Here is a 19,037-nt window from a genome sequence, read left to right as displayed (position 1 = left end):
TAAATCTTGAGAGTGAATCTATGAAAATCAGCGTATCTACACTGGCATTTTTACCAACACCCCTTGAAGATGTACTAGAATGTCTTGAAAATAGAGGTATAAAATATTGTGAAGTAATAAATGAATATCCCTATAATACAATAGATATGGATGTTATTGATTCTCACGATATTAAAATATCTGTACATTCTCCATTATCAGACATTAATATAGCTTCTTACAACGACTCAATAAGAAGATCCTCAGTTTCCCAGATAAAAAATAGTATTGACCTTGCTTCTTCATTGAACACTGAAATTGTAGTTGTACATCCTGGACACATACCTATACTGGGTAAAAAATTTGAGGACAATATCCTTAAAAACAGTGCTGAATCACTTAAAGAATGTTCCAAATATGCTGATGACAGTGGAGTAATGCTCTGCGTTGAAAACATGCCTGATATTGAAGGATTACTATGTAAAGATATAAATCAACTTGATGAAATTGTTCAGGAACTTGATGCGCACATAACAATGGATGTTGGACATGCCAACAACATGAAATTTCCCATTTCTGAGATGCTTAAATCTCCCAGGATAAAACACATCCACCTTTCAGATAATGATGGAAGTTTTGACAGCCACAATGCCCTTGGAAGTGCAAATATTGATTTTAAATCTTTATTTCTAGAACTTAAAAATATTGATTACAAAGGTATTTTAGTTGTGGAAGTGAATAATCCCCAAGCTGTCTTTGAAAGTCTGGATTTCCTTAAAAAAATAATTTAAAATGGATTTAGAATAAATTTTTTTTTTAAGTAGAATTAAAATATTATAATTCATTTTAAAGAATTTATTTTCATTACATGAACATTAAAAATTTCTAGATATGCCTCTACTAAATCCATTCTTATAAATATCTGTTATTATTGGATGAAAAAATCCTATTTTTTATATATAATTTATAATATAGTCATTGCATAGAAACTAAAAGAAATCGATCTTATAATAAAAAAATAAAAGGGGATGTTTAATTGAAAATTGCAATAATTGGTGGAACAGGAGACCAAGGTTTAGGACTTGCATTGAGATTTGCAAAATCTGGAGAACAAGTTTTAGTAGGATCCAGAGATTTGAAAAAAGCAGATAATGCAGTCAATATTATTAAGAACATGTTAAATGACGATGATCTCCCCAATGTAACAGCAATGACCAATGAAGAAGCAACAAAGAATGGTGACATTATTATTTTAACAGTACCCCTTCAAGCCCAGATGATAACTTTGAAAAGCATTAAAGACCATGTGGGTGGTAAAATATTTGTTGATGCGACAGCTCCTCTTGAAGGATGTATAGGAGGGAAACCAACAAGATTTGTTGATCTATGGGAAGGATCAGCATCTGAAAGATCAGCTGCATTTTTAGGTGAAGAAGCCAGAGTTGTATCTGCATTCTGTAATATAAGTGCTGCAAGCCTTACAAATATAGATGAAGATGTACAATGCGACTGCCTTGTTTCGGGTGATGATTCAGATGCCAAAATACCTGTGATGGAACTTGCAGAAACAATTCCCGGAGTTAGAGCAATTGATTGTGGTCCTCTTGAAAATGCAAGGATAGTTGAAAAAATAACACCACTTTTAATCAATCTAAATATTCGAAACAGAATAAAACTTGCAGGTATAAGAATTACCGGATTATAGACCATTAATAATATGAATTATTAAAATTTGAAGGTCTTAAGCATGGAATATATAAAAAAAACAGCAGAAAATATAACAAAACATGCACTGGAAGTTATCAACAGAATAGATGAAGAACAAGTGGATAAAATGATTGAGGTTATTTCTAAATCTGAATCCACGTTCATAGTTGGTAGCGGAAGATCTGAATTGATTGGTATGGCCTTTGCAATGAGATTAATGCATTTAGGATTTGCTGTATATGTTATAGGAGATGTAACAACACCGGCAATAAAAGAAAAAGACTGTCTAATTGCAATATCTGGTTCCGGTGAAACAAGAACAGTAACAATTGCAGCAGAAACAGCTTCAGACTCAGGAGCATCTGTTATAGGTATAACAACTAATACCTCATCAACACTTGGAAAATTCCTCGATGTTGTGATTAACATAGAGAGTAAATCCAAAGAACCTTGGAAACATTACACATCCCATGTTTTAAAGGGAGTATATGATGATTTAACTCCGATGGGAACTTTATTTGAGGACAGTGCCCATTTGTTCCTTGACGGTCTTATAGCCGAATTTATGGCACGTCTTGGAAAAAAAGAGATCGATCTTAAAAAGAGACATGCAACAATCGAATGAACAGGATAAATAATACAAAAACTAATATTGATCTATTTGTAACGTTAATAATGTATTTATTATACTAAATTATTTTAAGGGTGAATCATGAATTCAGAATTATCAGGAGATTTAGTAATTGTCAGAGAAGGCAATATAGCAAAGATCCATGAGAAAAGTCATTATGGAAATATGACCGAAGATGGACTTCAACTTTCTTTAATTGAAGCACTTTATTTGATGGAAAAAGGAAAATTAGATGTTGAAATAGATTCTGAAGATATTTCTATTGAGAAACTCTTTAAGATCATACGCAAACAAGGATCCTTTGCCAATTATATTGTTTTCAGAGATCTTAGAAATAGAGGATATATTGTTAAAACAGGTTTCAAGTATGGATCAGAATTCAGACTATATGAAAGGGGCAAATCACCAGGAGATGGTCATTCCAATTATCTTGTGAAGGTTGCAAACGAAAATAGTGAATTCTTGATGTCAGACCTTTCAAGTTATGTTAGAGTTGCCCATGGTGTGAATAAAAAACTTTTATTTGCTGTTGTTGACGATGAAAATGATATTACCTACTACAATGTAGAATGGACAAGACCCTAAATATAATTGATAAATTAAGGATATCTTAATAAATTTAACTTTATCATGTGAAATTATGAAGAAATAAAAATTTTTTTGTTATTATGAAGGTGATTCAATTGATAGACCCATGGAGTTCAGCGATTGTAGATTATGAAAAACTCATAGAACAGTTTGGGATAAAACCCTTCTCAGATCTTTTGGATGATGTGGAGAACCCTCCTAACCTTATGAAAAGAGGGATTATTTTTGGTCATAGAGATTACGGAAGAATAGTAAAGGCCATGAGAGAGAAAACTGAATTTGCTGTTGTAACTGGTATGATGCCAAGTGGTAAAATGCATATCGGTCACAAGATGATAGTTGATCAGTTAATATGGTATCAAAAACAAGGCGCAGACATTTATATCCCCATAGCAGATATGGAATCCTACTCTGCCAGAAATATTGAATTTAATGAATCAAGAGAACTTGCAATAACAGAGTATCTCACCAACTACATCGCATTGGGACTGGATTTTAATAAAAAGAATATAAACGTTTATTTACAATCAGAAAACAAACTGGTACAAAATCTTGCATATATGCTCGGCCGCAAGGTTAATCTCAATGAGATGAAAGCAATATATGGATTTACCGGATCAACCAATATTTCACATCTTTACGTACCATTAATACAGGTAGCAGATATATTACACCCACAATTAGAAGAATTTGGAGGTCCTAAACCTACTGTAGTTCCTGTTGGCCCGGATCAGGACCCCCATATCCGTCTTACAAGGGATATTGCAGAACGATTCAAAAACAGATTTAAATTTATTGCACCTTCTTCAACTTATCACAGATTTATTACAGGATTAACTGGAGATAAAATGTCCAGCAGCAAACCAAAAACAGCGATATTTCTTAGCGACAGTCCAGAAATTGCTGCAAAAAAAGTTAAATCTGCAAAAACTGGTGGAAGAGAAAGTTTAGAGGATCAACGCCACCATGGCGGTATACCCGAGGAATGTGTTGTTTACGAGATGCTTCTATATCACCTTGTTAACTCTGATAAAGAACTAAAAGAGATGTACCATAACTGTAAAGAAGGAAATGTTATGTGTGGGGAGTGTAAGAATCATGCATCAGAAATGATGATGAAATTCTTTGAACAATTATCAAAGCGAAGGCAAGTTGCAGAACATGAAGCCAGGAAGATTTTAAGTAATAATGTAAGATAGTTAATAAAGATAAAAAAATATTCATTGACATTAAACAAAAATAACGTAAATCTTGGAGTAGGGTACATAATGCTAAAAAAAGAGAAATATGATGGGTTTTTTGGGGGATTGTACAGAAGAAATGAAAAATTTTTGATACTTTCCACAGCTATATTGTTAATTTCCGTTTTCTTAGGTTTTGCTTTGGCAAGTGTTTTAAGCCCAATACTTGGAGTTATGTTTGGTGAATTTAAAAGAAAGGCTGTTCAAGGACAAATACAACTCACAACCCTTTCTATATTCTTCAACAACCTCAGAGTTTCACTTTTCATCTATTTAGGTGGTCTGACTTTTGGAATTTTTACAGTACTCTTTCTATTAACCAATGGATTATTTATTGGTTATGCAGGGACACAATTTCCACTAGGCGATTACATAATATTCACTATTCCACATGGAATTCCCGAAATTATTGGTATTATTATAGCAGGTGCAGCAGGATTTAGACTGACCAGTTGTATATATCATATCTTAGAGGGATTAACACATATGAAAAAGGATATTTCTATGAGAAACCAGTTCAAATATATTTTAGAATTGAATAGTGATGAATTTTGGGAATCTCTAAAGTTAATGGGAATTGCAGTAGTTTTCCTTTTATTAGCTGCGTTTATTGAAGCAAATATTAGTATTGCATGGGGAAACTACATAAAAACATTGACTTGATGTTTCCACTCCAAAATAATTCTATACAGTAATATTTAAAATTTTAAAATTAAAAAAAAATATTACTAACAATTCAAACTTAATTTAAAAATTACAACGGTGATATAATGATGAAGTGTATAACGTGTGGAGAAGAGTATGACCTTGGGGAAATAATTTACACATGTAGTAAATGCGGATCCACACTTGAAGTTATTTGCAGACCGGATGTTTCCAGGGATATTTTTGAATGTAGAAAATCCACTATGTGGAAGTATAAAGAGTTCATGCCAGTTAACGAATCAAAAATAGTGAGTCTTGAAGAAGGTGGAACACCATTTTGCAAATGTCAAAAAATAGGTGATAAGTTAGGAATTGATCTTTATGTAAAAGTTGAGGGATCAAATCCAACAGGAAGTTTTAAAGATAGGGGAATGAGTGTTGGTATAACAAAAGCAGTTGAACTTGGAGTTGACACAGTGGGATGTGCATCTACAGGCAATACATCCGCATCATTAGCAGCCTATGCTGCGCGGGCTGGCAAACGTTGCATAGTATTATTACCTTCTGGAAAGGTTGCGCTTGGAAAACTTGCACAGGCAATGTTCCATGGTGCAGAAGTTATTTCTATAAAGGGCAATTTTGATGAAGCACTTGAAACCGTTACATCTCTTGCACTTGAAGGGCAGCTTTATCTTCTAAATTCAATCAATCCATTTCGTCTGGAAGGCCAGAAATCTATAGGTTTTGAAGTAGTGGATGATCTTGGATGGAAATCTCCAGACAGGATAATTTTGCCTGTTGGAAATGCAGGAAACATATCAGCAATATGGAAGGGTGTATCAGAGTTCCATGAAGCAGGTTTTATTGATGATCTTCCAATGATGACAGGTATACAAGCAGAAGGTGCAGCACCAATCGCCAATGCAGTACGCAAAGGTAAAAATAGTATTGAACCTGTTAACAATCCTGAAACAATCGCAACTGCTATTAGGATTGGTGCACCAGTAAGTGCACAAAAAGCATTGCGTGCAATATATGATTCCAATGGAATTGCAGAAACTGTAACTGATGATGAGATATTAAATGCACAAAAACTACTTGCAAGAACCGAAGGAATTGGTGTGGAACCCGCCTCAGCAGCATCAATTGCTGGGCTTTTGAAACTTGTAGAGAATGGTGAAGTTGATAAGGGAGAACAGGTTGTATGTATTGTAACTGGTCATCTATTAAAAGACCCTAATACTGCTATAAATGCATGTACTAAGCCTGTTGAGATTGATGCTAATGTTAAAGCTCTTTCAAAGATTATAAACTCGTGATATAAATTTCATCATACAAATTTTTTTTGATAAATCTGGACTATTTCTATATCCTAATTTTTTTCTCATCACTAAATACAACACGATTTGTCATGGCGTGTCCAAAGATGATATAGATCATGATGACATGACCCATTAGCATATAGATCATTAAATAATCTCATAAATATACGATAAATATATAAGGGAGTACGACAACAGTGTATATTAACCATTATATAAAAATGAGGTGATTAATGTGGAATTACCAATTGCTCCAATTGGAAGAATAATTAAAAATGCAGGTGCAGAAAGAGTAAGTGACGACGCTAGAGAAGCTTTAGCAAAAGCTTTAGAAGAAAAAGGTGAAATGATAGCTTCTGAAGCAGTCAAACTCGCAAAACACGCTGGAAGAAAAACTGTTAAAGCATCAGACGTAGATTTAGCTGTTAAAAGACTTTAAATAGTTTTTTCTTTTTTCTTTTCTTTTTTTATCTATATATAACTTCTATTTTGATTGTAATTTTAATATTTAAAATGTAATAATCCACAATATTTTTTAGAAATATTTCATGATATTTCCAGTTATTATCGATTCGATTTTGATCATTTAAAAAATTAGAATAATTATTGAATTTAATATTACAAAATTATATATCTTGAATATAGTTCCTGTTTTGTATATTACCTCGGATAATTGTCACATAATTGTATCTAAGGAAAAATATACGAACAAATGCATATACAGAGTTCAAGTTTGAGTATGTTTCTTCGAGCAAACTATATATAACATGATATTGAAATATGCAATAGACTAATTTTGAACTTGAAAAAATCATTCTATGAATTTAATTTGTTTAGAAATTAGAATTTGATTTATCAGTGTTTTATAACAGTCATTTCTGATCGGAAGAACTTTTATATATACTAAATATAAAAGTATGATCTGCCGATGGATGGTTAAAACCAGATGAAAAAGGAGGTATAATAAATGGCAAAAGCAATGTATGTTAAATTCGATACACCAAAGGAAATAGCTGATAAAGCTTACGAAGCTTTAGAAATAGCAAGAGATACAGGTAAAATAGGTAAAGGTACCAATGAGGTAACCAAGATGATTGAAAGGGGTAATGCTCTATTAGTATTTATAGCAGAGGACATAGACCCACCTGAAATAGCTGCACATTTACCTGTACTTGCAGAGGAAAAAGAAATTCCTTACGTTTACCTTCCAACTAAAGACGAACTTGGAGAAGCAGCAGGTTTAAACGTTGGAACAGCATCAGCATGTATCATTGATGCAGGTGAAGCTGAAGATTTAATCAACGATGTAGTTGAGAAAGTCGAAGAACTTAAAAAATAAGTAAAAGACTATTTTTTACAATGAAAGGCCCATGCCTTTCTCATTTTAACTGAAGGTGATTTATATGGAAGATGGAACTCCTGCTGAAATTATAGAAGTTCTGAAAAGAACTGGAATGACTGGAGAAGTCATGCAGGTTAAATGCAGAATACTAGATGGAAGAGACAAGGGAAGGATACTCACAAGAAACGTCATGGGAGCAATACGGGAAGGCGACATTTTGATGTTACTGGATACAATTAGGGAAGCAAAGGAAATCCGTACCCCATAATTAAAAGGTGTTTAATATGAGAACATGTTCATTCTGTAAGGAAGAGATTGAAGAAGGCACAGGAAAGATGTACGTCAAAAAGGATGGTACAGTATATTTCTTCTGCAGCAGCAAATGTGAGAAAAATCAAATTGGACTTGGAAGAGTTCCAAGAAAAGTTAAGTGGGTTAAAAAATGAAACAGAGAAGTTTTGTAATGCTGAAACCTGACGCAGTCAAAAGAAGGCTTGCTGGAGAGGTTCTTACAAGGTTTGAAAAACGCGGCCTCAAGATCATTGCAACCAAAATGATGATCATAGACAGCGACCTTGCAAAAAAGCATTATGGTGAACACTCTGAAAAACCCTTCTTCAAAGACCTGGTTAATTATATAATATCAGGACCAGTTCTTGCAACTGTAATTGAAGGAGAGGAATGCATAAGTCTAATCCGAAAGATGGTTGGTGCTACAAACCCACAGGAAGCTGACCTGGGAACAATCAGAGGCGATTACGCTATTGATACAGGAAGAAATATTATCCATGCATCAGATTCACCTGCTTCAGCAGCAAGAGAAATATCACTATTTTTCGAAGACTCTGAAATCTGTGAGTACACCCTGCCTGATGAAGAACTAATATACGAAGAACCATAATATCTAGAGCCTTAATTTTTTTAAGCTCTTAATTTCATTTGGAGGTTAAAATTGAAGATTCGATCACCCATAGTGTCTGTTTTGGGTCATGTTGACCATGGAAAAACCACCCTTCTTGATTATATAAGGGGCGGCGCAATGGCCCAAAATGAAGCAGGAGGAATAACCCAACACATAGGTGGAACAGAGATCCCTATGGAAGTAATTGAAACCATATGTGGAGATCTCCTGAAAAAACTGGACATCCGTGAAACAATGCCAGGACTATTTTTCATAGACACTCCAGGACACGAAGCTTTCACAACCCTCCGTAAAAGAGGTGGTGCACTTGCAGATCTTGCAATACTCATAGTTGATATCAAAGAGGGATTCAAACCTCAAACCTATGAGGCACTAAATATACTCAAGACATTTAAAACCCCCTTTGTTGTTGCAGCCACCAAGATCGATAAGATTTATGGATGGGAAACACATGAAGGATTATCATTCATTCAAACCTACAAAAAACAAGCCAACAATGTTCAAGAAAAGCTTGACAATGGTATCTATGAACTTGTAGGGATACTTCATGATGAGGGATTTGAATCTGAGAGGTTTGACAGGGTTGAAAACTTTGCAAAACAAATATGCATTATCCCTATTAGTGCAAAAACTGGTGAAGGAATATCTGAACTTCTAACCATGCTGATGGGTCTTGCTCAACAGTATTTAAAGGAACAACTTCAACTAGAACCTGATGCACCTGCAAAGGGAACGATACTTGAAGTAAAAGAAGAGAAAGGATTGGGTGTAACTGTTGATGCAGTTATATACGATGGTATACTAAGGAAAAATGATACCATAGTTTTAACAAGCCGAGATAATGTCATTACAACAAAAATAAGATCATTATTAAAACCAAGACCACTTGAAGAAATGAGAGATTCCAAAAAACGTTTCTTGAAGGTTGACGAAGTTGTTGCCGCTGCAGGCATAAAGATCGTTGCCCCAAAAATAGAAAACGTTATTTCAGGATCCCCCCTCAGGGTTGCAAGGGGAGACTTCGAAGGGGTCAAAGAAGAAATAATGAACGAAATAGAAAGTATTAAAATAGACACCGATGAAATGGGTGTTATAGTAAAGGCCGATACACTAGGATCGCTTGAAGCACTTGTAAGTATGTTAAAGGCAATGGACGTGCCAATAAGAGCAGCTGATATTGGAGATGTTTCACGAAGAGATGTAGTGGATGCATCAATTGTAAAAAATGCCAATCCTGAGTATGGTGTCATAATAGCATTCAACATTAAAATTCTTCCCTCTGCATCTGAGGAAATAAAAACCACAGGTGTTAAATTATTCTCTGCAGACGTAATATACCAACTCACAGAGGATTATGCTGAATGGACCGCAGCAGCAGCAGAAAGAAAGAAAAAAGAGTGGATAGACGCAATCATACGTCCTGCAAAGATAAGAATTATTCCAAAACTCGTGTTCAGATTCAGTAAACCCGCTATCGCAGGTATTGAAGTTCTTGGAGGTACAGTGAAAAAGGATTATATCCTGATTAGAGACACTGGTGAGAGAGTTGGTAAGGTTGAGAGTATGCAGGATAAGGGTGACAATAAACCATCAACATCCAAGGGACAGCAAGTTGCAATGGCAATTAAAGATGCTGTTTATGGAAAGAATTTTGAAGAAGGCGATGTTCTATATGTGGATATACCCGAAAGTCACTACAAAATCCTTGAAACTGAACTCAAATCAAAACTTTCAGAAGATGAACTTCAAATACTAGAAGAACTAGTCAAAATAAAAAGGAAAGAAGACAATCTTTGGGGATTGAGGGTAGAATATTAATTCCATAATTGAATTAAGAATAAATTTAGATATAATTTAATTGATTCTTTTGAATCAAACCATGATCATTGAATTACACAATGGAAAACGATAAATAATATAGATTATATAGAACCAGAATAAGATGGAGGAGATATATTGGCATTTAAATTAGTTATTTCAGAAGGCGAAAAAAGCCACCAAGTCGAAGTAGAATCTGTAGAGTCAAAAAAACTCATTGGATTAATAATCGGTGAGGAATTCGATGCTTCTCTTGTTGGTTTAGCTGGATACAAGCTCAAAATTACCGGTGGAAGCGATAAAAACGGTTTTCCAATGAAAAAAGATGTAGATGGACAGAGGAGAATAAAGAGTCTTCTGGCCGGTGGTATCGGTTTTAATCCAAAAAGAGATGGACAGAGAAGAAGAAAAACTGTTCGTGGAAACACTGTATCCAACGACATAGTGCAGATCAACACTATTGTTACCCAGAAGGGTGAGAAGGATATAAGTGCAATTTTAGAAAGTGAGGAGTAAAGTTTACGGGTGTAATATCGTGAAAGTACAGTCTGAAATAAACATAGGGCTAGTGGGACATGTTGACCACGGCAAAACAACTCTGACAAAAGCCCTATCCGGCATATGGACAGACACTCACAGTGAAGAGACAAAAAGGGGTATTTCAATTAGGTTAGGTTATGCTGATATAACCTTCCGTAGATGCACCAATTGTCCTGCTCCGCAATGTTTCACAACTGCACTTGTATGCAGTCACTGTGGAGAAGAGACCAGTATCCTTAGAAAGGTATCATTTGTTGATTCACCTGGACACGAAACACTGATGGCAACAATGCTTTCAGGTGCGGCCATAATGGATGGTGCTGTTCTTGTGATAGCTGCCAATGAACCATGTCCACAACCACAAACCAAAGAACATTTAATGGCACTGGATGTAATTGGTGTCAAAGATGTTATAGTGGTACAAAATAAGATAGACATTGTTTCAAAGGAAAGGGCAATAGAAAGCTACAATGAAATCAAAGAATTTGTTAAGGGAACATGCGCAGATGAAGCACCGATAATACCTGTTTCAGCACAGCAAGGTGCAAACATTGATATTCTAATAGAAGTTATCCAGGAAACTATAAGAACACCAAGGAGATCTCTCAGAAAATCACCAAGGATGTTTGTTGCAAGGTCCTTCGACATAAACAAACCAGGATCCAGTCCTGATAATATCCAAGGTGGTGTAATAGGTGGCTCTCTTGTTCAGGGAAAACTCAAAGTAGGGGATGAACTGGAAATAAAACCAGGAATACAAATAAAAAACAAAGGTAAACTGGAATGGATGAGTTTACACTCTGAAATTACAGGCCTAGTGGCAGCAGGAGAGTCTGTTGATGAAATTGGTCCTGGAGGATTAATTGGTGTTGGTACAAAACTTGACCCTGCATTAACCAAAGCAGATTCATTATCAGGATCTGTTGCGGGAAAACCAGGAACATTACCCCCAATCATGCACAGCTTCACAATGAAAACTCAACTCCTTGACAGGGTTGTTGGTACCAAGGAAGAACGTAAAGTTGATCCAATTAAATCATCTGAACTCCTCATGATAAACATAGGTACTTCAACATCTGTTGGTGTGGTAACCAGCGCAAGGAAAAATGAAGTTGAAGTTAATCTCAAACTACCAGTTTGTGCCGAGGAAGGGCAGAGAGTTGCACTCAGCAGACGTGTAGGAGCAAGGTGGAGGTTAATTGGATATGGTATCATCAAATAATTGTGAGGCAGTCATAGACGCAAATTTTTTATGATGGCAGCTCAATTTCACATAGAGATTGTTGGTGAACTTGAGCATATCCTACCTTCATGCAAATTCCTTGTCCCATCAGCTATTTTAAGAGAACTTGGACGCATAAAAAATAGATCTAAGGGCAAAAATCGTGTAGCAGCATCTATAGCCCTTAAAATTGCAACTTCTCCCCCATTTGAAGTTATGGAAATGCAAATAATGGATGGAGAAAGTGTTGATGATGCACTTCTAAGGTTATCAGAAAAATCACGGATATTATGTACAAATGACCGTGAATTAAAAAGAAAAGCCCGTGAAATGAACATAAATATTATTTACCTGCGTCAAAGGAAATATTTAGATGTTGATGGGCATTTAAACCTTTGAATATTATTAAAATATGTTAATATAATTAGAAATATTATAATTATTATATAATTCAATTAGAAATTTTATTCAACCTTTAGGTTGCAGGAGGAATATCTATATGAATCTCTGGAAAGACATACCAACTGGGCCATCGGCTCCAGAAGTGATTTACGCTGTTGTGGAAATTCCAAAAGGATCAAGAAACAAATATGAATATGATAAGGATATGGAAGCATTTGCACTTGACAGGGTTCTGTACTCACCATTCCACTATCCTGCAGAGTATGGTATAATACCAAAAACACTCTGGGACGATGGAGATCCAATGGATGTACTTGTAATAATGGATGAGGCAACATTCCCTGGATGCGTCATAGAAACCAGACCCATAGGGGTCATGAGGATGTTAGACGGTGGAGATAGCGATGATAAAATACTTGGGGTTCCAGTGAATGATCCAAGATTTACAGATATCAAAGATATCAGCAATTTACCCAAACAATTCTTAGACGAAATTGAACACTTCTTCACAGACTACAAAAAACTTGAAGGTAAAAAAACCAAGGTTTTAGGCTGGGAAAATGCAGAAAAGGCATTTGAAGCCATTAAACATTCTCAGGAATTGTATAATGAAATGTAGAACAATCCGAAATGTGTAACCCAATAAAGTTCATACACAATGAAGTTCATAATAAATATTTAGATTAAAAATAAACATTTGCTTAAATTTTATTAAAGCAAAGTAGAGGGATTTGATTGTATTTAGTATCCAAAATAGAAGACACTGTGAGAATTCCACCAAACAAGTTTAGTGATCCTTTAGAAGATGTAGCAGTAGAAATTTTAAATGAAAGCTACGTTGGAAAAATCGATAAAAAACTTGGATTGATGGTAACAGTAAAGGAAATAGAAGAAATAGGCACTGGAAAGGTAATAATGGGCGACGGCGCAGCATATCATGACGTCTTGTTTACAGCCCTTTTCTTCAAGCCAGAACTACACGAGATAGTGGAAGGAGAAGTCATAGAAATAACCGAATTCGGAGCATTTATCCGTATAGGACCTATGGACGGACTTGTACACGTATCCCAAGTTACAGATGACTATATAAACTACGATGGAAAGAGGGGAGCATTGATAGGCAAAGAATCCAAAAAAAGCCTTGAAGAGGGTAACAAGGTCCGTGCAAGAATTGTAGCACTGAGCCTAAAAGGAAAATCCTCCAAGGAAACTAAGATAGGCCTTACAATGAGACAACCCGGCCTTGGAAGATTCGAATGGATCGACGAGGAAAAAAATAAAAAGAAACCTACAAAAAAACCTACAAAGGGGAAAAAATAGATGGTTCTAAAAGCATGCACAAGGTGCCACAGACTTATGGAAGAGGATAGATGTGTAATATGTAACATAGCCTCTTCACGGAACTGGAGCGGCTTTTTAATAGTTGTTGATCCTGATAAATCAGATATTGCTAAGGAACTCAACATAACCCTTCCTGGAGAATATGCTCTGAGGGTAAGATAGTGTTAGTACTAAAAAAAGAGATGAGATCAGAGTTTAAAAAACCTATAGGTACTCTATATCCATCAATATCACATGCAAAGGGTTCATTACTCTCAAAAGGAGATAAAAGTCTGGTAATATCCATAGGTGATGTAACAACACGAAAAATGCTTGATGAAGGTATAATACCCGATATAGGCATTGTGGATAATATGATAGAAAGAGAACCTTCTGATCATGAGATATGTTACGATAATGTTACATTAAAAACAAAAAACCCGTCGGGTACCATAACTGATCAACTATGGAGAACAATTAAGGAAGGTTTCAGGCTAGTTGAAAAGGCTGGATACAACGTACTCATAGTTGTTGAAGGAGAGGAAGATCTCTCTGCAATTCCATGTATTGTTATGGCCCCATCTGGCTCATTAATATTTTATGGCCAGCCAGGAGAAGGCGTTGTACTTTGTGAAGTTGATAAAATGAAAGAAAAGGCAGAAGACCTTATCAAAAAGCTAGAGGAGGCATAAATATGGAAATCAATGTAATTGAAAAAATAGAAAATCCACTTTTAAACAGAACTGAAATACACTTTGACTGCACATATCAAGGAGAAGCAACCCCAAAGGTCTTGGATGTAAAAAATAGATTAGTTGCAACTTTAAATGTTGATAAAAATCTTCTGGTGGTCCACAATCTTAAACCATCCTATGGTGAAGGTAAAGCAAATGGATATGCAAAACTCTACGATTCAGAAGAAAACCTAAATAAAATCGAAATGGATCATGTAGTGATGAAAAACAAAGAAGCAACTAAAGAAGAAAAAGAAGAAGCTGAATAAGGAGGAGTTACAATGAAAAAATTCGAACTCTACGAAATTAAAGATAACAAAATTATAAGAAAAAATCCAGAATGTGTTAGATGTTCACATGGAGTATTCATGGCAGACCATGGCGACCGTTTTGCATGCGGAAAATGCGGTTACACACAGTTCAAGGGTAAAGAATCTAAGAAATAATCCAATTAATTTTAGGAAAAATATTAAAAATAGGTGATTTTTTTTTGAATCTGAGATCTGGAAGGCTTAAAGGTAAGATGACTGCAGATGCAGCATCATTCACATCCTCCATCGAATTTGATAGGAGGATCTTTAATGCCGATATAAAGTGCAATATTGCTCATACAACTATGCTCAAAGAGCAAAGAATAATAGAAGCTGCAGATGCTGATAAAATTATAAAAACCCTTAATGAACTTGAATCTGAGGGAATAAGTGTTTTAAAATTGGATCTTTCTGTTGAAGATATACACATGGCACTTGAAAATTATGTTACAGAAAGGATTGGTGAAGTTGCGGGTTTCATGCACACAGGTAAATCAAGAAACGATCAGGTAGCAACAGATCTCAGACTTATTTTAAAGGAAGAAATAGAAGAAATAGAAGATGATATCCTCAATTTTATAGAGAATATCATTGAAATGGCTTCCCAACATACCGAAACAATTATGGTGGGCTACACCCATCTTCAACATGCTCAACCAACCACATTTGCACATCATTTATTAGCCTATGCAAATGAGATAAGGCGTGACTTTGAAAGGATTGCTGACGCAAAAAAACGTGTGGATATGTGTCCACTTGGTGCTGCGGCCATGACAGGAACAGGTTTTCCCATAGATCGTGATAGAACCGCCCAACTTTTGGGTTTCAGCAGGGTTATGGAAAATTCCATGGATGCTGTTAGTTCAAGGGATTTTATGGCTGAAACAGTTTTTGCTCTTGCAATGCTCTCTTCTAACCTCAGTAAAATAAGTGAAGAAATGATTATTTGGAGTACATATGAATTCCGTTTAATTGAGATATCAGATAAATATTCTTCAACATCGTCAATAATGCCTCAAAAAAAGAATCCAGATGTTGCTGAAATATCACGTTCAAAAACAGCTGTTTTATATGGGGAACTTATGACCATATTATCTATACTCAAGGCATTGCCTCACAGCTACAACAGAGACCTTCAGGAAGTTACTCCTCATCTATGGAATGCTATTGATACGGCCCATTCAATGTTGAATATCATGAACGATATGTTATCCTCAGTTAGTTTTAATGCTGAAAGAGGAATTGAACTTGCAATGGCTAACTTCTCAACTGCAACTGAATTAGCAGATCTTATGGTACGTGAAAATAACCTTCCATTTAGAATTGCACATCAAATTGTTGGAAGAACAGTTAGCGAAGCAATTAGTAATGGAATTCGTCCAGAAGATATTGATTCAAAATTTTTAGATAAAATTGCTAGGGATATAAATGGAACTCCACTTAACATAAGTGAAGAACTGGTCGAAAATGCCTTAAATCCCTATGAAATCATTAAAGCCAGAGATGTCAAAGGAGGTCCCTCTCCAAAGGCAGTTACTGAATCAATTTTAAGTCTAAAAGAATTTGTTAAAGCTTCCCGTAGTAATTAATTTATAAAATTTTTTTTTAAACATTTAAATATTTTTATAGTGTAATTCTCGTAGTTATTTTGGTGGAATAATGATTTAAAAAGCTACTATTATTTTTATACTATTGTGCATAATCTTTTTGGACATTTATCATTCAAAATCAAATGCTAAAATACTGTTATTTGCTATTCTTCATTAAAATTATATAGTTGCGGGTACATAATATAGAGTATGAAATCCAATACAAAACGAGAAGTAATGGGCATAATTGCAATAATCGTGGGTATAATATTTATCTTAGATCCTCCGATTGTAGCTTATCTTCTTGGAGTTTTGCTCATTATATATGGAATACTGGAATTGATAAACAGAGGAATGGATTAATTCAAAAATTGAATTATAAAGTCTTTATTATCAAATCCAAAGCTTGACCTGGCTCTAAAACGCCAGCCCTTGTTTCCCTAAGAATCCTCTGAATGGAAAATCTACGCATGTGTGGATGTGCTTTATGAACCTCATTTATGAGAGGACATCCATATCCGCCCCTGCTTTTTATATTGAAGTATGTTGACAAGGATTTTGTTTCACCCTTTGTCGCTGAAAGCATGGCAGGTAAGTTGATCCTCCATAAACCATCTACAGAAACAATGGATTGGGATCCTGTTGCAAGGAAATCTCCGAATATGAGGAAGGGAATTTCTATTTTTTTTGAATATTCTAATAGTGCAGTTTCTATTATTTTTGAACATCTACCACAAGGATGTAACTTACCTTTTAGTGCTTGATCCACAACAGATTCCATTTTAACATCAATATATTCATGTGGAACATTAAGGCTATTGCAAAGACTTTCTACATTATTTCTAAAATAGGAAGGAAGTATAATATTTCCAGGATTGACAGTAACAGCCAATGGATTAAATCCCATTAACTTGGCAATAATAAGTGAAAAACTACTATCAACACCACCTGAAAGAGCTACTACAGCTTTATGTTTCTCATTGACAGGTATGTTATTTGCCTCTTCTGATTTAAAATTGGATAATTCCATATCGAATTCTTTTAAAAAATCAAAACTATCTAAGTTGTTCATTCTAAGCATGATCATATCTTGCAGATTTTTCAGTGGTTGACTATTTTGATTTTCAATGGAGGTTACTATTTTCTCCAATTTTTTCATTGCCAGTTCCATTCTATAAACCCTTATAATCATGTCAGAATAGGCATCTACATGAATATTGTTCACACCAAGCTCTTCTCTAAGTTTTCCAACAACCCATCCGCCCTTTCCTATTATACTAGACTTTTCTGGTCTGTCAGGTGCTGTTATAATTAGATTTCTTGATATATCATCATAGGTTATTTTTTCAATGAAAAATCCAAGATTTTCGGTGAAGTCAATGTCAGATAATTCAAATGATCCATTTGCAATCAATGGCTTTAAAACACTGCTCAGTGTTTCTACCATATATTCAACTTCTAGTTTCATAATATTCTCCTAAAAAATGAAAGGATATGTTTCTCCAAAGTTAATATTGAAAGTTTTGATTTTATGTTCATTTATCTAGTATAGCGACCCATTAAAGAGCCTTCATCTATTATATGGTCTTTCATTGCCTTTAATAGATCTTGCTTTGTGATCTTTGCGGGAATTTCAATTTCAGTATCTAGGGCATAAACTGTAAAGTAGTATCTGTGGGTTCCATCAGGAGGACAAGGACCTCTGTAACCTACAGTTCCAAAATCGTTAAGCCCCTGTTTTGCACCATTTTCGAGCTCTTCACGTTCCATTACCCATTCAGAAAGTCCAGTTGTGTCAGAGGGTATATTAAATATCACCCAATGTGTCCATGTACCTGATGGTGCATCTGGATCCTCACAGATAATTGCATATTTCACTGTTCCAGAAACACTATCCCACTCTAAAGAAGGTGAAACATTCACACCATTACATGCATATCTGTCGGGTATAGGTTCTCCATTTTTAAATATTTCACTGGTTATTTGGATAGTCATGTATTTACACCCCAAAATATTTGTTTAAATTATTTATAAATGAGTTTCGTAAGATTGTTAAAATACAACTAAAACCCATTAAAATCCATTTTAAATTTATTTCTCATGTTTATTTATTTATTTTTTATATCTAAAGTTATGTTTTTGGTTGTACTTTATAATAATCCATAATTTTTATTCCATCAATGGTTTGGATTATCAATGATCTTATCATCACCTGAAGCAAAGTTTTAATTATGTGATGCATGATCAAAAACTCATTGGTGACATATAAGTTATAACAGTTTTTGATGAAGACAGAATAGCTATATGGGTTATCATTAAACATATAAACAACAAATTTAAATACTATGGAGTCTCAATAATTGAATGAGGTGGTATAAATGACTGAATTACCAGTTGCTCCAGTAGGAAGAATCATAAAAAATGCTGGTGCCCAGAGAATAAGCGACGATGCAAGAGACGAGTTAGCCAAAGTGCTTGAAGAAGCAGGTGAAAAAATAGCTGTAGAAGCTGTTAAACTTGCAAAACACGCAGGAAGGAAAACAGTTAAAGCATCAGACATAGAATTAGCTGTTAAAGCAGCTTAATTCTTTTCTTTTTTTTTATTTTGTAATTTTTTTTGTAATTCTTTATTTGATTAAATTTTGAATTGTGTTAAATTAAATTTGACAAATTAAAAAGTACAAAAATTTTATACTAGAAGCACCCCATAACATTAATAATCTT

The 19,037-nt window shown here is 34.7% G+C and carries 27 protein-coding genes; 25 read left to right on the top strand and 2 right to left on the bottom strand.

The genetic code is table 11. The annotated features are described in order from the left end of the window. The first annotated feature begins 20 nt into the window (after positions 1-20). From K8N75_RS08450 to K8N75_RS14105, 24 genes are all read left to right on the top strand, one after another. On the top strand, positions 21-770 hold the full coding sequence (locus K8N75_RS08450; RefSeq protein ID WP_223791634.1) for a sugar phosphate isomerase/epimerase family protein: 750 nt from the start codon (positions 21-23) through the stop codon (positions 768-770). A gap of 245 nt (positions 771-1,015) precedes the next feature. Next, a complete protein-coding gene (gene npdG / locus K8N75_RS08445; protein ID WP_223791633.1) occupies positions 1,016-1,684 on the top strand; it encodes an NADPH-dependent F420 reductase in 669 nt (222 codons plus the stop codon). 42 nt (positions 1,685-1,726) lie between these two features. Then, positions 1,727-2,311, top strand: a complete 585-nt coding sequence (hxlB, locus tag K8N75_RS08440) for a 6-phospho-3-hexuloisomerase (RefSeq protein ID WP_223791632.1) — start codon at positions 1,727-1,729, stop codon at positions 2,309-2,311. 87 nt (positions 2,312-2,398) lie between these two features. Next, positions 2,399-2,902 carry a tRNA-intron lyase gene (endA, locus tag K8N75_RS08435; protein ID WP_223791631.1) on the top strand — a complete coding sequence of 168 codons (504 nt, stop codon included), beginning with the start codon at positions 2,399-2,401 and terminating at the stop codon, positions 2,900-2,902. 98 nt (positions 2,903-3,000) lie between these two features. Next, positions 3,001-4,104 carry a tryptophan--tRNA ligase gene (locus tag K8N75_RS08430; protein WP_223791630.1) on the top strand — a complete coding sequence of 368 codons (1,104 nt, stop codon included), beginning with the start codon at positions 3,001-3,003 and terminating at the stop codon, positions 4,102-4,104. Between the two features lie 69 nt (positions 4,105-4,173). Then, positions 4,174-4,809, top strand: a complete 636-nt coding sequence (locus K8N75_RS08425; RefSeq protein WP_223791629.1) for a stage II sporulation protein M — start codon at positions 4,174-4,176, stop codon at positions 4,807-4,809. Positions 4,810-4,916: 107 nt separating this feature from the next. Further along, on the top strand, positions 4,917-6,110 hold the full coding sequence (gene thrC / locus K8N75_RS08420) for a threonine synthase (RefSeq protein ID WP_223791628.1): 1,194 nt from the start codon (positions 4,917-4,919) through the stop codon (positions 6,108-6,110). A gap of 238 nt (positions 6,111-6,348) precedes the next feature. Further along, positions 6,349-6,552, top strand: coding sequence for a histone HfoB (hfoB, locus tag K8N75_RS08415; RefSeq protein ID WP_048191214.1), 204 nt, complete (start codon positions 6,349-6,351; stop codon positions 6,550-6,552). Positions 6,553-7,080: 528 nt separating this feature from the next. Next, positions 7,081-7,452 carry a 50S ribosomal protein L7Ae gene (rpl7ae, locus tag K8N75_RS08410; protein ID WP_048191215.1) on the top strand — a complete coding sequence of 124 codons (372 nt, stop codon included), beginning with the start codon at positions 7,081-7,083 and terminating at the stop codon, positions 7,450-7,452. Positions 7,453-7,516: 64 nt separating this feature from the next. Continuing rightward, positions 7,517-7,723 (top strand): 30S ribosomal protein S28e, encoded by a 207-nt coding sequence (locus K8N75_RS08405; RefSeq protein ID WP_013644212.1) that lies wholly within the window; start codon positions 7,517-7,519, stop codon positions 7,721-7,723. 16 nt (positions 7,724-7,739) lie between these two features. Then, the gene (locus tag K8N75_RS08400) at positions 7,740-7,901 is read left to right on the top strand and encodes a 50S ribosomal protein L24e (RefSeq protein ID WP_013644211.1); all 162 of its coding nucleotides are present in this window, start codon (positions 7,740-7,742) and stop codon (positions 7,899-7,901) included. Next, positions 7,898-8,356 carry a nucleoside-diphosphate kinase gene (gene ndk / locus K8N75_RS08395; RefSeq protein WP_223791627.1) on the top strand — a complete coding sequence of 153 codons (459 nt, stop codon included), beginning with the start codon at positions 7,898-7,900 and terminating at the stop codon, positions 8,354-8,356. Before K8N75_RS08400 ends, ndk begins: the two co-directional genes overlap by 4 nt. A 51-nt stretch (positions 8,357-8,407) precedes the next feature. Continuing rightward, on the top strand, positions 8,408-10,195 hold the full coding sequence (gene infB, locus K8N75_RS08390) for a translation initiation factor IF-2 (RefSeq protein ID WP_223791626.1): 1,788 nt from the start codon (positions 8,408-8,410) through the stop codon (positions 10,193-10,195). 138 nt (positions 10,196-10,333) lie between these two features. Next, complete coding sequence (locus K8N75_RS08385) at positions 10,334-10,711, top strand: 30S ribosomal protein S6e (RefSeq protein WP_223791625.1); 378 nt, start codon at positions 10,334-10,336, stop codon at positions 10,709-10,711. 19 nt (positions 10,712-10,730) lie between these two features. Then, positions 10,731-11,957 (top strand): translation initiation factor IF-2 subunit gamma, encoded by a 1,227-nt coding sequence (locus K8N75_RS08380; RefSeq protein ID WP_223791624.1) that lies wholly within the window; start codon positions 10,731-10,733, stop codon positions 11,955-11,957. A gap of 30 nt (positions 11,958-11,987) precedes the next feature. Continuing rightward, entirely contained in the window at positions 11,988-12,356 is a 369-nt protein-coding gene (locus K8N75_RS08375) for a type II toxin-antitoxin system VapC family toxin (protein ID WP_223791623.1), read from the top strand. Positions 12,357-12,456: 100 nt separating this feature from the next. Beyond that, complete coding sequence (locus tag K8N75_RS08370; protein WP_223791622.1) at positions 12,457-12,978, top strand: inorganic diphosphatase; 522 nt, start codon at positions 12,457-12,459, stop codon at positions 12,976-12,978. A gap of 116 nt (positions 12,979-13,094) precedes the next feature. Further along, positions 13,095-13,679: a DNA-directed RNA polymerase gene (gene rpoE, locus K8N75_RS08365; RefSeq protein WP_048191226.1), complete on the top strand. Its 585-nt coding sequence runs from the start codon at positions 13,095-13,097 to the stop codon at positions 13,677-13,679. Further along, positions 13,680-13,862, top strand: coding sequence for a transcription elongation factor subunit Spt4 (gene spt4 / locus K8N75_RS08360; protein ID WP_223791621.1), 183 nt, complete (start codon positions 13,680-13,682; stop codon positions 13,860-13,862). Then, positions 13,862-14,371, top strand: a complete 510-nt coding sequence (locus tag K8N75_RS08355; protein ID WP_223791620.1) for a GTP-dependent dephospho-CoA kinase family protein — start codon at positions 13,862-13,864, stop codon at positions 14,369-14,371. Before spt4 ends, K8N75_RS08355 begins: the two co-directional genes overlap by 1 nt. A gap of 2 nt (positions 14,372-14,373) precedes the next feature. Next, the gene (locus K8N75_RS08350; protein WP_223791619.1) at positions 14,374-14,682 is read left to right on the top strand and encodes a 30S ribosomal protein S24e; all 309 of its coding nucleotides are present in this window, start codon (positions 14,374-14,376) and stop codon (positions 14,680-14,682) included. Between the two features lie 12 nt (positions 14,683-14,694). Next, positions 14,695-14,859: a 30S ribosomal protein S27ae gene (locus tag K8N75_RS08345; protein ID WP_048191234.1), complete on the top strand. Its 165-nt coding sequence runs from the start codon at positions 14,695-14,697 to the stop codon at positions 14,857-14,859. A 44-nt stretch (positions 14,860-14,903) separates the two neighbouring features. Beyond that, positions 14,904-16,313 carry an argininosuccinate lyase gene (gene argH, locus K8N75_RS08340; RefSeq protein ID WP_223791618.1) on the top strand — a complete coding sequence of 470 codons (1,410 nt, stop codon included), beginning with the start codon at positions 14,904-14,906 and terminating at the stop codon, positions 16,311-16,313. 237 nt (positions 16,314-16,550) lie between these two features. Next, positions 16,551-16,676, top strand: coding sequence for a hypothetical protein (locus K8N75_RS14105; RefSeq protein WP_255590894.1), 126 nt, complete (start codon positions 16,551-16,553; stop codon positions 16,674-16,676). A 13-nt stretch (positions 16,677-16,689) separates the two neighbouring features. On the opposite strand, the gene K8N75_RS08335 is transcribed toward K8N75_RS14105, so the two are convergent. Continuing rightward, positions 16,690-17,781, bottom strand: a complete 1,092-nt coding sequence (locus K8N75_RS08335; protein ID WP_223791617.1) for a 7-cyano-7-deazaguanine synthase — start codon at positions 17,779-17,781, stop codon at positions 16,690-16,692. Between the two features lie 71 nt (positions 17,782-17,852). After that, on the bottom strand, positions 17,853-18,308 hold the full coding sequence (locus K8N75_RS08330) for a YbhB/YbcL family Raf kinase inhibitor-like protein (RefSeq protein ID WP_223791616.1): 456 nt from the start codon (positions 18,306-18,308) through the stop codon (positions 17,853-17,855). Positions 18,309-18,691: 383 nt separating this feature from the next. On the opposite strand from K8N75_RS08330, the gene K8N75_RS08325 reads away from it, so the two are divergent. Beyond that, positions 18,692-18,898 carry a histone family protein gene (locus tag K8N75_RS08325; protein WP_048191238.1) on the top strand — a complete coding sequence of 69 codons (207 nt, stop codon included), beginning with the start codon at positions 18,692-18,694 and terminating at the stop codon, positions 18,896-18,898. Positions 18,899-19,037: the final 139 nt, after the last annotated feature.

Source organism: Methanobacterium spitsbergense (genome assembly GCF_019931065.1).
GTDB lineage: Archaea > Methanobacteriota > Methanobacteria > Methanobacteriales > Methanobacteriaceae > Methanobacterium_B > Methanobacterium_B spitsbergense.
This window is presented reverse-complemented; position numbering and strand designations above follow the sequence as displayed.

Bases quoted from the DNA above. Each gene is read 5' to 3' on its own strand.
- K8N75_RS08450 (WP_223791634.1), top strand. From the start codon at position 21: ATGAAAATCAGCGTATCTACACTGGCATTTTTACCAACACCCCTTGAA.
- hxlB (WP_223791632.1), top strand. From the start codon at position 1,727: ATGGAATATATAAAAAAAACAGCAGAAAATATAACAAAACATGCACTG.
- endA (WP_223791631.1), top strand. From the start codon at position 2,399: ATGAATTCAGAATTATCAGGAGATTTAGTAATTGTCAGAGAAGGCAAT.
- K8N75_RS08425 (WP_223791629.1), top strand. From the start codon at position 4,174: ATGCTAAAAAAAGAGAAATATGATGGGTTTTTTGGGGGATTGTACAGA.
- thrC (WP_223791628.1), top strand. From the start codon at position 4,917: ATGATGAAGTGTATAACGTGTGGAGAAGAGTATGACCTTGGGGAAATA.
- rpl7ae (WP_048191215.1), top strand. From the start codon at position 7,081: ATGGCAAAAGCAATGTATGTTAAATTCGATACACCAAAGGAAATAGCT.
- K8N75_RS08405 (WP_013644212.1), top strand. From the start codon at position 7,517: ATGGAAGATGGAACTCCTGCTGAAATTATAGAAGTTCTGAAAAGAACT.
- K8N75_RS08400 (WP_013644211.1), top strand. From the start codon at position 7,740: ATGAGAACATGTTCATTCTGTAAGGAAGAGATTGAAGAAGGCACAGGA.
- ndk (WP_223791627.1), top strand. From the start codon at position 7,898: ATGAAACAGAGAAGTTTTGTAATGCTGAAACCTGACGCAGTCAAAAGA.
- K8N75_RS08375 (WP_223791623.1), top strand. From the start codon at position 11,988: ATGATGGCAGCTCAATTTCACATAGAGATTGTTGGTGAACTTGAGCAT.
- K8N75_RS08370 (WP_223791622.1), top strand. From the start codon at position 12,457: ATGAATCTCTGGAAAGACATACCAACTGGGCCATCGGCTCCAGAAGTG.
- spt4 (WP_223791621.1), top strand. From the start codon at position 13,680: ATGGTTCTAAAAGCATGCACAAGGTGCCACAGACTTATGGAAGAGGAT.
- K8N75_RS08350 (WP_223791619.1), top strand. From the start codon at position 14,374: ATGGAAATCAATGTAATTGAAAAAATAGAAAATCCACTTTTAAACAGA.
- K8N75_RS08345 (WP_048191234.1), top strand. From the start codon at position 14,695: ATGAAAAAATTCGAACTCTACGAAATTAAAGATAACAAAATTATAAGA.
- K8N75_RS14105 (WP_255590894.1), top strand. From the start codon at position 16,551: ATGGGCATAATTGCAATAATCGTGGGTATAATATTTATCTTAGATCCT.
- K8N75_RS08335 (WP_223791617.1), bottom strand. From the start codon at position 17,781: ATGAAACTAGAAGTTGAATATATGGTAGAAACACTGAGCAGTGTTTTA.
- K8N75_RS08330 (WP_223791616.1), bottom strand. From the start codon at position 18,308: ATGACTATCCAAATAACCAGTGAAATATTTAAAAATGGAGAACCTATA.
- K8N75_RS08325 (WP_048191238.1), top strand. From the start codon at position 18,692: ATGACTGAATTACCAGTTGCTCCAGTAGGAAGAATCATAAAAAATGCT.